Raw genomic sequence first — 15,813 nt, 5'->3', positions numbered from 1 at the left:
CGGATTCCCCGCGGCCGGGCCGCGGTCAGCCCAGCGCGGTCAGCTGCGCGAAATCATTGTCGGAGAGCGTGACGTCCGCGGCGGCGCAGTTTTCCTCCAGGTGCGGGATCGACGACGTCCCCGGGATCGGGATCACGACCGGTGACCGGTGCAGCAGCCAGGCGAGGGACACCTGCGCGGGCGTCGCGCCGAGGCCGGCCGCGACCTTGGCGAGCACCCCGCCCGCCGTGGCGTGGTCACCGCGGGCGATCGGGAGCCACGGGACGAACGCGATGCCCTCGCGTTCGCAATAGCCGAGCACGTCGCCGGACGCGCGATCGGTCAAGTTGTAGCGGTTCTGGACGCTCGCGATCGGGGCGATGGCTCGCGCTTCGGCCAGCTGCGCGACGCTGACCTCGGACAACCCGATCCGGGCGACCTTGCCCTCGTCCCGCAGCCGGGCGAGCGCGCCGATCTGGTCGGCGAGCGGCACCTGCGGGTCGAGCCGGTGCAGCTGCAGCAGGTCGAGGCGGTCGACGCGCAGGCGCCGCAACGAAAGTTCCGCCTGCTGGCGGAGGTATTCGGGCCGGCCGAGCGGCACCCACTCGCCGCGGCTCGGGCGCGCGTGGCCGCACTTCGTCGCGATGAGCAGCCCGGGGTAGGGGTGGAGCGCATCGGCGAGCAGCTCTTCGTTCAGGCCCAGGTCGTAGGCGTCGGCGGTGTCGAAGAACGTCACGCCGAGCTCGGCCGCGCGGCGCGCGACGGACTGGGCGCCGTCCTTCACGTGGTCCCACTCGGTCAGCCGCATCGCCCCGAAACCCAAGCGGTGCACGGAAAGGCCGTCTTCGAAGGTGTACGTCGAGGTCATGCCGGAAGCTTCGCCGCCAGCGCCGTCACCCACCAGAGATTTAGTCTGAGCTAAATCCACGGCTTCTACGTTGCGTGACCTGATAGCGCGAACAGAGCAGTCCGATTACGCCGTTCGGGGATATCCGGACAGATCAAGCGACCCTAGGGTGATCGGACCTGACCACTGGGGTCGGCACGTCGCGGCGTCGGGACCAAGGAGAAGACGAGCCACATGAACATCGAAACGGCGTTGAAGGAAGCCCTTTCCATCTCCGGCGCGGTGGGAGCCGCCCTGGTCGACTACGAAAGCGGGATGGCGCTCGGAACACTGGGTGGCGGCGACTGGCTGGACCTGGACACCGCGGCCGCGGGCAACACCGAGGTCGTCCGCTCCAAGCTGCGGGTGATCGCCGCCCTCCGGCTCAACGACGAGATCGAGGACATCCTCATCACCCTGGGCCGCCAGTACCACCTGATCCGCCTGCTGCGGCCGGCCAAGGTCGACTCCGCGCTGTTCCTGTACCTCGTCCTGGACCGGGAACGGGCCAACCTCGCACTGGCCCGGCACTACCTGAAGAACATCGAAGCCGAGCTGGTCGTGTGACGGGGATGCCCGCCGAGGTACCCGGCACCCCGATCCCCCTGCCGACGCGCAGGCAAGGCGCAGCCCACACTTTCCCGCCGCCACAGCAGGTCCCGCCGTCCCACCCCGAGGCCGCGGCCGTGGCCAAGGCGCTGGCGGAGATCCGCGACAAGGTCGACCGGGCCAACATCACCGGGCTCCTGCTGGCGAGCCGCGACGGCCTGCTGCTGGCCAGCGACACGCAGGAGATCGAAGACGACAGCGTGGCGGCCATGGCGGCCGCCGCGGTCGGGCTCGCCGCGCGGTTCATCGACCAGGCCGGCCTGGGCGAGGCACGGGGAGCGATGTTCCAGGGCTCGCTCGGGCACGTCTGCGTCTTTCCCGTGCAGGGCGCCGTCCTGCTGGTCCTCTTCGCCCGGCCGGACACGACCATGGGCCTGTTCAACGTCGTCGCCCGGCAGGCGCTGGCGCTGCTCCAAGACGCCTTGACCACGGCGGACTGACCACCGGATCTCCTCCGCGCAGAAACGTGAAAATCCTTCATGGCGGCGTACCGCCGGTACGTACTACGCTGCGGTAACCACAGCGACTGCGCGGAGGAGAAACTGCCGATGGGCGACGTGGCGGCACGCCTGGCCGAGATCGTCGGGGACGGAAACCTGCTCACGGGCGAGGCGATCTCGGAGGACTACGCGCACGACGAAGCGCTGACGGCGGAGCCGCAGAAGCCCGCGTACGTCGCGAAGCCGGCGACGGCCGAAGAAGTCGCGGAGCTGCTGAAGACCGCTTCGGAGCACAACGTCCCCGTGACCGCCCGCGGCTCCGGCAGCGGGCTGTCCGGGGCGGCCCGGCCGGTGGCGGACGGGCTGCTGATCTCCTTCGAGCGCATGAACACCGTCCTCGAAGTCGACACCGGGAACCACGTCGCCGTCGTCCAGCCCGGCGTGACGCTCGCCGAACTCGACGCCAAGACCGCCGAAGCCGGGCTCGGCTACACCGTCTACCCCGGTGAGCTGAGCGCGAGCGTCGGCGGGAACGTCGGGACCAACGCCGGCGGGATGCGCGCGGTCAAGTACGGCGTCACCCGCAACAACGTGCTCGGCCTGCAGGCCGTGCTGCCGACCGGCGAGATCATCCGGACCGGCGGCAAGACGTCGAAGATCTCCACCGGCTACGACCTCACGCAGCTGATCATCGGCTCCGAGGGCACCCTCGCGCTGGCCACCGAAATCACCGTCAAGCTGTACCCGCGGCTGGCCCACGGCGCCACGGTGCTCGCCCCCTTCGGCGACTTCGGCCAGGTGATGGCCGCCGTGCCGGAGATCCTTTCCAGCGGGCTCGCGCCGCACATCCTCGAGTACATCGACAACCTGACGATGGCCGCGATCGTCTACAACGAGAAGCTCGAACTGGGCGTGCCGGACGAGATCCGCGAGACCAGCGAGGCGTACCTCGTGGTGGCGCTGGAAAACCGCGAGACCGGCCGGCTGGAGGAGGACGTCGAAACCGTCGGCGAACTGCTCGGCGAGCTGGGCGCCACCGACGTCTACGTCCTCGAAGGCAACGCCGCCCGCAAGCTCATCGAAGCCCGGGAAAAGGCTTTCTGGACCGCGAAGGCGGTCGGCGCCGACGACGTGATCGACGTCGTGGTCCCCCGGACCGCGATGCCGCAGTTCATCGCGAAGGCGCGGGAGCTGGCGATGGCCGCGGGTGGCGGCGCGCTGGGCTGCGGGCACGCCGGTGACGGCAACGTCCACCTCGGCATCTTCTGCAAGGACGACGCCAAGCGGAAGCAGCTGCTCACCGGCATCTTCGCGTACGCCATGGAACTCGGCGGCGCGATCTCCGGCGAGCACGGCCTCGGCCGCACCAAGGCGCACTACCACCAGGAACTCGAAGACCCGGCGAAGATCGAGCTGATGCGCCGGATCAAGCAGAGCTTCGACCCCGCCGGGATCCTCAACCCCGGCGTTCTCTTCCCCGAAGGAACGGCATGAGTGAACAGAACGGCGCCCAATCCCTGATCCGCACGCTGGTCGACGCCGGTGTCGAGGTGTGTTTCGCCAACCCCGGCACGTCGGAGATGCACTTCGTCGCCGCGCTCGACACCGTCCCGGAAATGCGGGGCGTGCTCGCGCTGTTCGAAGGCGTCGTCACCGGTGCGGCCGACGGGTACGCGCGGATCGCGGACAAGCCCGCCGCGACGCTGCTGCACCTCGGCCCCGGCCTGGGCAACGGCCTGGCGAACCTGCACAACGCGCGCCGCGCGAACACGCCGATCATCAACGTCGTCGGCGACCACGCGACCTACCACAAGCAGTACGACGCGCCGCTGGAGTCGGACATCGAGGCCGTCGCGGGCTCGCTGGAAGGCTGGGTGCGCCGCTCGGAGCACACCAAGGACGTCGGGGCGGACGCCGCCGCCGCGGTCGCCGCCGCGCAGGACGCGCCCGGCCGCGTCGCCACGCTGATCCTGCCCGCCGACGCGTCGTGGGGCGAGGGCGGCGAGACCTGCGCGCCGATCCCGCCGCGCGTACCGCAGGCCGTCGACGCCACGACCGTCAAGGACATCGCCGCGGTGTTCGGCACCGGCGAGCCGGTCGCGCTGCTCATCGGCGGCGGCGCGTGCCGCGAAGAAGGCCTGCGGGCGGCGAGCCGCATCGGTGCCGCGACCGGCGCCAAGGTGTTCGTCGAGACGTTCCCGGCGCGCCTGGAGCGCGGCGCCGGGCTGCCGTCGATCGAGCGGCTCGGCTACCTCGCCGAGCAGGTCGCCTACCAGCTCGACGGGATCAAGCACGTCATCGTCGCGGGTACGAAGGCACCGGTGTCGTTCTTCGCTTACCCGGGCAAGGCGAGCGATCTGGTCCCCGAAGGCGCCCGGGTGCACACGCTGGCGTCGGTCGGGCAGGACGTCACCCGCGCGCTGACCGAGGTCGCCGAGCTGGTCGCCGCGGACACCGAGCCCGTGCTGGCGGAGGCGTCCCGGCCGGCGCTGCCCAGCGGGCCGCTGACCCCGCAGAACTGGGTCGAGGTGATCGGGGCGCTGCTGCCGGACGACGCGATCATCGCCGACGAGGCCAACACGTCCGGCCTGCTGCTGCCGACGGCGACGGCCGGGGCGCCGCGCCACGACGTCCTGACGCTGACCGGCGGCGCGATCGGCTACGGCATGCCGGTGGCGACCGGGGCGGCCGTCGCGGCGCCGGACCGGCCGGTGCTGAACCTGCAGTCCGACGGCAGTGCGCTGTACACGATTTCGGCGCTGTGGACGCAGGCGCGGGAGAACCTGAACGTCACGACGGTGCTGCTCAACAACCGCGCGTACGCGATCCTGCGGCTGGAGCTGCAGCGCGTCGGCGCGGCCTCGGGCGGCCCGAAGGCGAACGACCTGCTCGACCTTTCCCGGCCGGACATGGACTTCGTGAAGATCGCGGAGGGCATGGGCGTGCCCGCGTCGCGCGCGACCACCGCCGAAGAACTCGCCGAACAACTGCAGCGGGCCTTCGCCGAGCCCGGCCCGCACCTCATCGATGCGGCGGTGCCGCCGCTGCTCTGACCCCGGCTATTCTCCCGGCACACCCTCGACCCCGGGAGCGGCGGATGAGCGACGACGAACACGCGAAGCGCGGCATCGACCTCGAACGGCCGAACGCCGCACGCGTGTACGACTACATGATCGGCGGCCGGCTGAACTACGCCGTCGATCGGATGTTCGCCGAGCGGATCCTGGGTGTGCTGCCGAACGCGCAGCACATGGCGCTGGTCAACCGGGCGTGGTTGCGCCGCGCCGTGCGCTTCGGCGCCGAGCAGGGGATCCGGCAGTTCCTCGACATCGGCTCGGGCATGCCGACGGTCGGCCACGTGCACGAGGTCGTCCAGGCGATCGATCCGCAGTCGCGGGTGGTCTACGTCGACAACGAGCCGATCGCGGTCGCGCACAGCGAGATCGTGCTGGAGGGCAACGAGAACGCCGCCATGGTCCAGGCCGACGCCGAGCGCCCCGACGAGGTGCTGGACCACCCGGTCACCGAAGCGCTGCTGGACTTCGGCGAGCCGGTGATGGTGATCATGGCGGCGTTCGTGCACTTCATCCCGGACGCGCGGGATCCGGCCGGGCTGATCGCCGCCTACCGCGACGTCCTCGCGCCGGGCAGCCACCTCGCGCTGTCGTCGGGCACCTGGGAGGGCCAGGGCGAAGAGTCCCAGCGTTCGGTTGCGCTGTACGAGAAGAGCGGCACGCCCCTGACGCTGCGTTCGCCCGACGAACTGCGGGCGCTGGTGAAGGGCTTCGAAATCCTGCCGCCGGGGATCGTGTTCACGCCCGAGTGGCGCCCGGACGGGCCGCTCGAAGACCCGCCGGAGCAGTCGGGCGGCCTCGCGCTGGTGGCCCGCAAGGAGCGATGATGCCCGGCGACCACGCGCCCCGCGGCATCGACGTCGACAAGCCGAACGCGGCGCGTGTGTACGACTACCTGATCGGCGGCAAGCTCAACTACGCGATCGACCGGGAGTTCGCCGAGCGGATCCTCCGGGTGCGGCCGGAGGCCAGGGAGCTGGCCCTGCTCAACCGGCGGTGGCTGCGCCGCGCGGTCCGCTTCGGCGCTTCGCAGGGGATCCGCCAGTTCCTCGACATCGGCTCGGGCATGCCGACGGTCGGGCACGTGCACGAGGTCGCCCAGTCGATCGACCCGGCGTCCCGGGTGGTGTACGTCGACCACGAGCCGGTCGCCGTCGCGCACAGCGAAATCGTGCTGCAGGACAACGCCAACGCGGAGATGGTCCAGGCGGACGCGGAGATCCCGGCCGGCGTCCTCGAGCACCCGACGACCGTGCGGCTGCTGGACTTCACCGAGCCGGTGATGCTGATCATGGCGGCGTTCATCCACTTCGTCCCGGACACGCGGAACCCGGCGGGCTTGATCGCGGCCTACCGGGACGCGCTCGTGCCGGGCAGTTACCTGGCGTTGTCGTCGGGCACGTTCGAGGGGCAGGGCGAGGAGGTCCGCCGCGCGGCGGAGCTGTACCGGAAGAGCGTCACGGACGTCTTCGCGCGGTCGCGGGCGGAGTTGCGTGCCCTGGTGGCGGGCTTCGAGGTGCTGCCGCCGGGGATCGTGTTCACGCCGGAGTGGCGGCCGGACGACCCCGCCGAGGTCGGCGAGCACCCGGAGCTGGCCAGCCAGCTGGCCCTGGTGGCCCGCAGGAACTGAGCGGCTATTCTCGCGTCACACCTGACTCCGGGGAGCGGCGGATGAGCGAAGACGAGTACGCGCGGCGGGGCATCGACCTCGACAAGCCCAACGCCGCGCGCGTGTACGACTACATCCTCGGCGGGCAGCTCAACTACGCCGTCGACCGGATGTTCGCCGAGCAGGTGCTGGCCGCGCAGCCGAACGCGCGTGAGCGGGCGCGGCTCAACCGGCAGTGGCTGCGCCGGGCCATCCGGTTCGGGATGGACCAGGGCATCCGGCAGTTCCTCGACATCGGCTCCGGCATGCCGACCGTGGGGCACGTGCACGAGGTGGCCCAGTCCATCGACCCCAAGGCGCGGGTCGTCTACGTCGACAACGAGCCGGTCGCCGTGGCGCACAGCGAGATCGTGCTGGAGGACAACGAGAACGCGGCCATGGTGCACGCCGACGCCGAGTTCCCCGACGACGTCCTCGAACACGACATCACCGAGATGATGCTGGACCTGGACCAGCCGGTGATGGTGGTGATGGCGCTGTTCGTGCACTTCATCCCGGACGAGCGCGACCCGGCCCGGCTGGTCGCCGCCTACCGCGACGCGCTCGCGCCTGGCAGCTACCTCGCGCTGTCGTCCGCCACCTACGAGCAGCAGAGCGACGACACGGCCCGCGCCGTCGCGATGTACCAGAAGAGCGCGAACCCGGTGACCCCGCGCTCGGCCGACGAGCTCCGGGCCCTGGTGGACGGCTTCGAAATCGTCGACCCGGGCATCGTGTTCATCCCCGAGTGGCGCCCGGACGACCCCGCGGAGATGCCGCCCGACCCCGCGGAGTGCGGCGGCCTGGCCCTGGTGGCGCGCAAGAACTAGGCGGCGACGAGCTCCGGCGCGGTCCGCCGCTTCGGGACCAGCGCCGCGAGCAGCGCACCCGCGAGTGCGGCGCCCGCCGCCACCGCGAACGTCGCGCGGAAGCCGGCCAGCGACGGCACCGGCAGCCCGCCGACGCTGATCGTCAGCTGCGCCAGCATCGCCGCCATCACCGCGCTGGAGATCGCCGTGCCGACCGAGCGCATCAGGGAGTTCAGGCCGTTCGCCGACGCCGTTTCGGTGACCGGCACCGAACCCATGATCAGCGCGGGCATCGCCGCGTACGCGATGCCGACGCCGGCGCCGATGATCACCGACGCCGTGATCAGCTCGAGCGCGTTGTCCATCAGCACGATCGCGAACGCGTACCCGGCGGCGATCACCAGCGCGCCGCTCATCAGCGTCGGGCGCGGGCCGAACCGGGCGATGAGCCGCGCCGAAACCGGCGAAAGCAGCATCATCACCAGGCCGTTCGGGGCCAGGGTCAGACCGGACTCGACCATCGTCTGGCCCAGCCCGTAGCCGGTCGACGCCGGCGCCTGCAGCAGCTGCGGGAACGACAACGCCATGGCGTACAACGCGAAGCCGACCATGATCGACGCGAAGTTCGTGAACAGCACCGGGCGGCGGGCGGACACCCGCAGGTCGACCAGCGGATCGCGGCGGCGCAGCTGGTAGGCGCCCCAGGCGAGCAGGATGACGACGGCGGCCGCGGCCAGCCCGAGCGTCGGCGCGCTGGTCCAGCCCCACGTGCCGCCCTTGACCACCGGCAGCAGCAGGCAGAGCAGCCCGGCGGCGAGGCCGAACGCGCCGAAGTAGTCGAACGGCGCGGGCGTGCGCACCGACGACTCGGGCACCACGGTCATGATCAGCAGCGCGCACGCCAGCCCGAGCCCGGCGGCGGTCCAGAAGAGCGCGTGCCAGTCGGCGTTCTCGGCGACCACGGCCGCGACCGGCAGGCCGATGGCCCCGCCGACCCCGAGCGTCGCGCTCATCAGCGAGATGGCACCGCCGACGCGTTCGGGCGGCAGTTCGTCGCGCATGATGCTGATGCCGAGCGGGATCACGCCCATCGCGCAGCCCTGCAGCCCGCGGCCGAGGATCTGGAACGCGAGCGCGCTGGTCGTCGCGGAGACCACGGAACCGGCGATGAGCAGCCCGAGGCTGACGAGGATCATCCGCCGTTTGCCGTAGAGGTCGCCGAGCCGCCCGCTGACCGGGGTGATCACGGACGCGGCCAGCAGCGTCACGGTGACCACCCAGGACGCGTCGGCCGCCGGGACGTGCAGCAGCCGCGGGAAGACCGGGATCAGCGGCACGACCAGCGTCTGCATGAACGACGCGACGAGCCCGCACGAGGCGAGCACCACGACGATCGCGCGACCGGACGGCGCGGAACGGGACACCACCACACCCCCAGTGTGTACTTAGTACGCATCATGCAACTTCATGCACTGTACCTACGCACTGGGGGATTTCCGCCCGGATGGCGTTCTCGTCACAACCAGGTTCGGACGCCTCCGTGGCCGGAGCAGGTGCCCGAGCGGTGCTGGCTGTAGCTGTAGGTGCCGTCCTTGCACAGGGCCGTCGCGCGGGCGGGGTTGTCGCTGGGCCGGTGGACGCAGTTGCCGTCCGAGTTGCGGTAGTAGTCGGCGCCGCATTCGGCGGGCGCGGCTTGCGCGGTGGTCTTCGGCGCCACCGGCTTCGGCGCGGCCTGCGTGGTCGTCTTCGGCGCCGGGGGTTTCGGGGCCGTCGCCTGCGGGACGGCCGCCTTCGGCGCGACGGCCTGCGGTGTCGTCGGCACGCTGGTGACGCTGGGCGCTTCGGACGTCGTGGGCGGCGCCTCGGTCGTGACCGGAACGGAATACGCGGGCGTCGAAGAGGTCGACGCCGGAGCATCCACCACGCCCAGGTGCCCGGTGTTCTGCGGCGGCACCGCGCCGGCGCCACAGCCCGCGACCAGCAGACCCGCGGCGAAAACCCACGCCAGCTTCTTGTTCACCGAGACTCCTTCAGTGCCACGAAACAATGCCGCGTAGTCGGGGCGCGAAGACCCTTTGTTACAACGCCCGCCGCCTAGACTCGGCGTATGTCCTGGCTACGGCGGTACGCAGCCGAGCTCGCGGTGGTCGTCGCGGTGCTCGTCGGCTCGCTCTTCGCCGTCCTCAACGACGGCGCCAAGCCCGCCCACCACGCCGCGCTCGGGTGGGTGCTCACCGTCCTCTGCTGCGCCGCGCTCTTCTTCCGGCGCCGCTACCCCCTGAGCGTCGCCGGGTTCGCGCTCGGCTGCTGCGCGCTCTACTACCCCCTCACCGATCCCGACGGTCTCGTCCTGCTCGCCTTCGCCTACGCGCTCTACAACGCCGCCGCGGCCGGGCGGATCCGCGGGGCCGCGCTGCTCGTCGCCGCCGCGATGGCCGGTGTCACCGTGGGCGAAATCAGTTCGCGGACCGGGCGGCACGTCGACAACTTCGCGTTCTTCCTGATGACCGGCTGGTTCGTCGCCCTGGTCGCCGGCGGCGCCGTCGCGCACTACCGGGCCGAAGCCGAGCGCACCAAGGAGGCCGAGGCCCGGGCGCGCGCGACCGACGAACGCCTGCGCATCGCCCGCGAACTGCACGACGTCCTCGGCCACCACCTCGCGCTGATCAACGTCCAGGCCGGCGCCGCGCTGCACCGCCGTGACCCCGGACAGGCCGAGGAAGCGCTCGGGGCGATCAAGGACGCCAGCAAGACCGCACTCCAGGAGTTGCGCGCGACGCTCGGCATGCTCCGCCAGGCCGGCGGGCCGAGCCTCCAGCGGGTGGCGGAGCTGGCCGAATCCGTCGGCGCGTCCGGGCTGACCGTGCGCACCGAGATCGACGGCGTCGCCCGGGAGCTGCCGCCGGACGTCGAGCACGCGGCGTTCCGGGTGGTCCAGGAGGCACTGACGAACGTCGCCAAGCACGCCGGCGCGAAGACCGTCGTCGTCCGGCTCGGCTACGGCCCCGACGAGCTGACCGTGGCCGTCGACGACGACGGACGCGGCGGCGCGGCCCCGGCGGGCAACGGCATCCGCGGGATGACCGAACGCGCGCGGGCGCTCGGCGGCGAACTGACCGCGGCGCCGCGCGAAGACGGCGGCTACCGGGTGCGGGCCCGGCTGCCGGTGCGATGATGGGCCGATGATCCGGGTCCTGCTCGTCGACGACCAGCGGCTCGTCCGCGCCGGCTTCCGGTCCATTTTGGACGGAGAAGACGGCATCACGGTCGTGGCCGAGGCCGCGGACGGCCGCGAGGCACTGCAGGCCGCGCACGAACACCACCCCGACGTCGTGCTGATGGACATCCGGATGCCGGTGCTCGACGGCCTCGCCGCCACCCGGCACCTCCTCGAAGACCCGGGCGTGCACACCAAGGTCGTCATCCTCACGACGTTCGACCTCGACGAGGACGTCTACGGCGCGCTGCGGGCGGGCGCGAGCGGGTTCCTGGTCAAGGACACCGAACCCGAGGAGCTCATCCACGCGGTGCGCGTGGTCGCCCGCGGCGACGCGCTGCTGGCGCCGTCGATCACCCGGCGGCTGATCGCCGAGTTCGCCGCGCGCGGCACCCGCCCGGCGCCGTCCCCGGCGCTCGACCGGCTCACCTACCGCGAGCGCGAAGTGCTGTCCCTGGTCGCGGCCGGGCTGTCGAACGACGACATCGCGCGCGAGCTCACCCTCAGCCCGGCGACGGCGAAGACGCACGTCAGCCGCATCATGACCAAGACCGGCACGCACGACCGCGCGCAGCTGGTCGTCCTCGCCTACGAGTCCGGCGCGGTGACGCCGCGGTGGCTGGCACCCTGACCCGTACTCCCCCGGGAGTACGGGAACGGCCTTAAGGGACACCGCCGGGAGGACGCGAAGTGTCCTCCGCTGCGCGACGCGCGGTAGGGCCCCGCTCGCGAATCCTTGTCCACCATGGACACCATCACCCGTACCCCCGGCGGCGCCCTGGCGCGGCTGGCCGGCTGGGCGCAGCGCCACCGCTGGCTCGCCGTCGCGCTCTGGGCGCTGATCCTCATCGGCGTCACGTTCACCTCGCAGCTGGCCGGCAGCGCGTTCCACGACGACAACTCGTTGCCCGGCACCGAATCCCAGCAGGTCGTGGACCTGCTCGACCGCACCGCCCAATCGGGCGCGAGCGCGCAGATCGTGCTGAAGGCCGACGGCGGGCTCGCCGCGAACCGCGCGCCGATCGCCACCATGCTCGGCGAAGTCCGGTCCCTGCCGCACGTGCGGTCGGTGACCGAGCCGACGCTCTCGCCCGACGGACGGATCGGTTACGCCACCGTCACCTTCGACGCGGCGTCGACCGACCTCCCCTACGACGACATCGTGAAGTTCGCCGACACCGCGAAGCGGGCCGGGCCGGTCGAGGTCGCGCTCGCCGGGGACCCGGTCAAGCGGATCTCCGGGAGCGGCGGCCCCGCGGAGGGTGTCGGCCTGCTCGCCGCTCTGGTCATCCTCGTGTTCCTGTTCCGCTCCCTGCTCGCGGCCGGGCTGCCGGTGCTCACCGCGGTGTTCGCCGTCGGCAGCACGCTGGGCGTGATCACGGTCGTCTCGCACTTCGTCGACATCGCGAGCTACACCTCGCCGCTGATGATGCTGGTCGGGTTCGGCGTCGGCGTCGACTACGCCCTGTTGATCTTTTCCCGCTACCGCACCGAAATCCTCGCCGGCCACGACCGTGACGCGGCCGCGCGGCGGGCGCTCGACACCGCCGGCCGCTCGGTGCTGTTCGCCGGGACGACCGTGATCATCGCCCTGCTCGGGCTCCTCGCGCTGGGGCTCGGCGGGCTGCGCGGGGTCGCGCTGGCCGTCGCGCTCACCGTCCTGATGACGATGCTCGCGTCCGTCACGCTCCTGCCCGCGCTGCTGTCACTGTTCGGCAAGCGGCTCGAACGCGGCATCCGCCGGCACGCGCTTCGGAAGGAGCACGGCAAGGCCTGGCGACGGCTCGCCGACGGCGTCCAGCGGCGTCCGCTGGCGCCGCTCGCGATCGGCTTGACCGTCCTCATCGGACTGTCCAGTCCGGCCGCGGGGATGCGCCTCGGGTTCGCCGACGCGAGCACCGACCCGGCCGGGTCCACCACACGGCAGGCCTACGACCTGCTGGCCGAGGGCTTCGGCCCGGGCTTCACCGGCCCGCTCGCGATCGTCACCGAGGACGGCGACACCGTCGCGCTGCAGCGGAAACTCGCGGACACCCCGGGCATCGCCCGGGTCCTGCCGCCGATGGGCAAGACCGTCCTGGTCTTCCCGACGACGTCACCGCAGGACGAAGCGACCGCCGAGCTGGTGACGCGGCTGCGCGCCGGCGTCCTGCCGACGCTGCCGGGTCACTACCTCGTCGGCGGCTCGGTCGCGGCCGCGACGGACTTCGCCGGCGCCGTCGCCGATCGGCTGCCGCTGTTCGTGCTGGTCGTCGTCGGGCTCTCGGCGTTGCTGCTCATGGTGGTGTTCCGGTCGATCCTGATCCCGCTCAAGGCGGCGCTGCTGAACCTGCTGAGCATCGGCGCCTCCCTCGGCGTCATGACCCTGGTGTTCGGCGACGGCTGGTTCGGCGCGCAGCCGGGCCCGATCGAGGCGTTCGTGCCGGTGATGATCTTCGCGATCGTCTTCGGCCTGTCGATGGACTACGAGGTGTTCCTGGTGTCCCGGATGCACGAGGAGTGGCGGCGAACCGGCGACGCGCGGCTGGCGGTCCGCGAAGGCCTCGCCTCGACGGGCGCCGTGATCACCGCGGCCGGCGCGATCATGGTGCTGGTGTTCGGCGCGTTCCTGCTGGACCCGTCCCGGATGCTGGCCCAGTTCGGCCTCGGCCTGGCGGTCGCGGTCCTGCTGGACGCGCTGGTGATCCGCTGCCTGCTCGTCCCGGCGATCATGCGGCTGCTCGGGGCCAGGGCCTGGTGGCTGCCGCGGTGGCTGGACCGCCGGCTCCCGCACTTCGCGCTGGAGCCTTAACTCCCCCAGGTCGTCGGCGTCTCGGACAGGCGGAAGTCCAGGCTCCCGCCGTGCAGGAAGGACGCGTCGACCTTCCAGTCGCGCTGCGGCCGGCCGTCCCGGCGGACGTCCCGGACGTACTTCCCGCTCCCCGACGTCGTGATCCGGATCGGTGCGCCACCCACCGGCCGGATCACGGCACCCGGGAACAGCGGGCTCGACAACAGCAGCTCGCCGGTGCCCGGCGTGCGCGGGTAGACGCCGAGCGCGGCGAAGACGTACCAGGCGGACATCGTGCCGAGGTCGTCGTTGCCGGGCAGCCCGGCCGGGCCGGTCCCGTAGCCGGAGTTCACCAGCTGCCGGACGGTCTCCTGGGTCTTCCACGGCTGTCCGAGCTCGTTGTACAGCCAGGGCGCGTGGATGTCGGGCTCGTTCGTCGGGTCGTACTTGAGCGGGCCGCCGCCCTTGAGCTGCCAGTTGCCGTTGGCGTCGTGGAAGAACCCGTCGAGCCGGGTGACCGCGGTGGCCTTGCCGCCCATGGCGTCGGCCAGGCCCGGCACGTCCTGCGGGACCATCCAGGTGTAGGCGGCGGCGCTGCCCTGCGCGAAGCCGCGGTCGCTCGCCGGGTCGAACGGCGTCACCCAGCTGCCGTCGACGTTGCGGGCCTGCGTGTAGCCGGTGTCGGGGTTGAAGACGTTGCGCCAGTAGCCACCGCGGGCATCGAGTTCGGCGGCCTCCTTCGTGCGGCCGAGCTGGTGAGCCCACTGGCCGAGGGCGAAGTCGGCGACGGAGTCTTCCAGCGTCTCGGCGGCACCGCCCCAGCAGTGGCAGACGTCGTTCGGCGCGTAGTGCGAGCTCAGGTACTGCGCGAGGTTGGGCCGCTGGCCGACGCACTGCCCGGGGCAGCCGCCGTCCTGCAGGCCCTCGGGACGCGGGACCGTCGCCTGCCGGTAGAGCGAGTCGAACGCGCCGCGGTAGTCGAAGTTGCGGACGCCCATCGCGTAGAAGGTCGCGATCGTCGCCGCCGACGGGTCGCCGGTCATCACGTGCGTCGCGCCGTTGACGTGCACCCAGCGGTCCCAGACGCCGTCGTTCTGCTTCGCGTAGTTGTACAGCGATTGCGCGAAGTTCCCCGCGACGCGCGGCTCGGTCAGGGCCAGCAACTGCACTTGCGCGCGGTACTGGTCCCAGCCGGAGAAGTTGGAGTACTGAGCGTCCTGCCCCCGTTCGACGCGGTGCGGCTGCCGGTCCATGCCGAGGTACTGGCCGTCGACGTCGCTGACGAGGTTGGGCTGCTGCAGGCTGTGGTAGAGCGCGGTGGTGAAAGTGATCCGCTGGTTGGCGGTGCCTCCGGTCACCTGCACGCGGTCGAGCTCGGTGTTCCAGGCCTTCTTCGTCCGGCCGGCGATGCTGTCCACAGTGGACTTCTTCGGCTGTTCGGCCTGGAGGTTGCGTTCCGCGCCTTCGAGGGAGACGTAGGAGATCGCGATCCGCATGGTGACCTGGCTGCCGGGCGCGAAGGTGACGTAGCCGCCGGAGCCGCGTCCGGCGCGGTCCTTGCCGGTGGCGTAGCCCTCGCCGCCGGTCTGATCGGTGCCGCCGGGCTGGAGCGTCGCGTCCTTCCACGTCCCGGTGCCGGTGAGGGGCTGGTCGAACTGCGCGGTGAAGTACAGGCGGTAGTAGGACTTGCGGTTGTTGACGCCGCCGTTCGCGCGCCGCCCGCAGAAGGCGCCGGTGAGCACGGACCCGGTGACCTTTTCGTGCTGCGCGTCGATGTGGGTCTCGGCGTCTTCGCTGCCGTTGAGCGAGTTCGACGTCCGGAAGAGCAGGCTCGCGGGCTTGCCCGCGGGGTACCGCAGGGAGGTGATCGCGGTGCGTTCGGTCGCGGCCGTGTCCGTGGTGACGCCGTTCTGCAGGCCGAGCCGGTAGCGGCCGGGCGTCGCGGCTTCGTCGGCGTGGCTGAAGTTGCTCGCGTAGACGGCGTCGGCGGTGTCGGCGGTCGGCGACGAGGTGACGTCACCGGCGAACGGCAGGATCGGCACGTCCCCGGCGGCGCCGGGGTTGCAGCCGGCGCCGTTGACGTGGGTGAGGCTGAAGCCGCGAAGCCGGGTGACGTCGTACTGGTAGCCGTTGGCGGCACCGGTGGACGTCTGGTCCCCGCGGGTGCTGGTGGGGCTCCAGGCGAGCATGCCGAAGGGCGCGGTGGCACCGGGATGGGTGTTGCCGTCCCCGGCGGAGCCGACGAGCGGATCGACGAAGTCGGCAGGGCTCAAGCCGGCGGCGGCTGACATCGTTGTCAGCGACGAGGCGAGCAAGGCGGCGGCGAGCGCCACCGTGAGGGAACGGCGCATGGGCGGAGATTAACCCGCGTTCGGTGGCCG

General features: G+C 71.6%; 14 protein-coding genes. 10 read left to right on the top strand and 4 right to left on the bottom strand.

Features of this window, described 5'->3' with window-relative positions; genetic code table 11:
- Nucleotides 1-25 precede the first annotated feature (25 nt).
- Nucleotides 26-847 carry an aldo/keto reductase gene (locus C2L58_RS00255; protein WP_103334888.1) on the bottom strand — a complete coding sequence of 274 codons (822 nt, stop codon included), beginning with the start codon at nt 845-847 and terminating at the stop codon, nt 26-28.
- 213 nt (nt 848-1,060) lie between these two features.
- On the opposite strand from C2L58_RS00255, the gene C2L58_RS00250 reads away from it, so the two are divergent.
- The 7 genes from C2L58_RS00250 to C2L58_RS00220 all read left to right on the top strand — a co-directional run bounded on the left by C2L58_RS00250 (nt 1,061) and on the right by C2L58_RS00220 (nt 7,466).
- Complete coding sequence (locus tag C2L58_RS00250) at nt 1,061-1,432, top strand: hypothetical protein (RefSeq protein ID WP_103334771.1); 372 nt, start codon at nt 1,061-1,063, stop codon at nt 1,430-1,432.
- Nucleotides 1,433-1,437: 5 nt separating this feature from the next.
- Nucleotides 1,438-1,914 carry a roadblock/LC7 domain-containing protein gene (locus C2L58_RS00245; RefSeq protein WP_103334769.1) on the top strand — a complete coding sequence of 159 codons (477 nt, stop codon included), beginning with the start codon at nt 1,438-1,440 and terminating at the stop codon, nt 1,912-1,914.
- 108 nt (nt 1,915-2,022) lie between these two features.
- A complete protein-coding gene (locus tag C2L58_RS00240; RefSeq protein WP_103334768.1) occupies nt 2,023-3,408 on the top strand; it encodes an FAD-binding oxidoreductase in 1,386 nt (461 codons plus the stop codon).
- Nucleotides 3,405-4,967 carry an acetolactate synthase large subunit gene (locus tag C2L58_RS00235; protein WP_103334766.1) on the top strand — a complete coding sequence of 521 codons (1,563 nt, stop codon included), beginning with the start codon at nt 3,405-3,407 and terminating at the stop codon, nt 4,965-4,967. Before C2L58_RS00240 ends, C2L58_RS00235 begins: the two co-directional genes overlap by 4 nt.
- A 44-nt stretch (nt 4,968-5,011) precedes the next feature.
- Nucleotides 5,012-5,815: an SAM-dependent methyltransferase gene (locus C2L58_RS00230; protein ID WP_103334765.1), complete on the top strand. Its 804-nt coding sequence runs from the start codon at nt 5,012-5,014 to the stop codon at nt 5,813-5,815.
- Nucleotides 5,815-6,618 (top strand): SAM-dependent methyltransferase, encoded by an 804-nt coding sequence (locus C2L58_RS00225; protein ID WP_103334763.1) that lies wholly within the window; start codon nt 5,815-5,817, stop codon nt 6,616-6,618. Before C2L58_RS00230 ends, C2L58_RS00225 begins: the two co-directional genes overlap by 1 nt.
- Before the next feature lie 41 nt (nt 6,619-6,659).
- Nucleotides 6,660-7,466 carry an SAM-dependent methyltransferase gene (locus tag C2L58_RS00220; RefSeq protein ID WP_103334762.1) on the top strand — a complete coding sequence of 269 codons (807 nt, stop codon included), beginning with the start codon at nt 6,660-6,662 and terminating at the stop codon, nt 7,464-7,466.
- Here C2L58_RS00220 and C2L58_RS00215 read toward each other — a convergent pair.
- Complete coding sequence (locus C2L58_RS00215) at nt 7,463-8,875, bottom strand: MFS transporter (RefSeq protein ID WP_103334760.1); 1,413 nt, start codon at nt 8,873-8,875, stop codon at nt 7,463-7,465. The two genes, C2L58_RS00220 and C2L58_RS00215, sit on opposite strands and share 4 nt — an antisense overlap.
- An 86-nt stretch (nt 8,876-8,961) precedes the next feature.
- Nucleotides 8,962-9,465, bottom strand: a complete 504-nt coding sequence (locus tag C2L58_RS00210) for a DUF3761 domain-containing protein (RefSeq protein WP_103334758.1) — start codon at nt 9,463-9,465, stop codon at nt 8,962-8,964.
- An 87-nt stretch (nt 9,466-9,552) separates the two neighbouring features.
- Here C2L58_RS00210 and C2L58_RS00205 point away from each other — a divergent pair, with 87 nt between their 5' ends.
- The 3 genes from C2L58_RS00205 (at nt 9,553) to C2L58_RS00195 (ending at nt 13,453) form a co-directional block, all read left to right on the top strand.
- On the top strand, nt 9,553-10,620 hold the full coding sequence (locus tag C2L58_RS00205) for a sensor histidine kinase (protein WP_103334756.1): 1,068 nt from the start codon (nt 9,553-9,555) through the stop codon (nt 10,618-10,620).
- A gap of 7 nt (nt 10,621-10,627) precedes the next feature.
- Nucleotides 10,628-11,293, top strand: coding sequence for a response regulator (locus C2L58_RS00200; RefSeq protein ID WP_103334753.1), 666 nt, complete (start codon nt 10,628-10,630; stop codon nt 11,291-11,293).
- Between the two features lie 114 nt (nt 11,294-11,407).
- Nucleotides 11,408-13,453 (top strand): MMPL family transporter, encoded by a 2,046-nt coding sequence (locus C2L58_RS00195; protein WP_103334752.1) that lies wholly within the window; start codon nt 11,408-11,410, stop codon nt 13,451-13,453.
- On the opposite strand, the gene C2L58_RS00190 is transcribed toward C2L58_RS00195, so the two are convergent.
- Nucleotides 13,450-15,783, bottom strand: a complete 2,334-nt coding sequence (locus C2L58_RS00190) for a GH92 family glycosyl hydrolase (RefSeq protein ID WP_103334750.1) — start codon at nt 15,781-15,783, stop codon at nt 13,450-13,452. The two genes, C2L58_RS00195 and C2L58_RS00190, sit on opposite strands and share 4 nt — an antisense overlap.
- Nucleotides 15,784-15,813 lie beyond the last annotated feature (30 nt).

This window comes from Amycolatopsis sp. CA-126428 (assembly GCF_002904335.1).
GTDB lineage: Bacteria > Actinomycetota > Actinomycetes > Mycobacteriales > Pseudonocardiaceae > Amycolatopsis.
The sequence above is the reverse complement of the archived record's forward strand: the minus strand, read 5'-3'. Positions and strand labels throughout refer to the sequence as shown.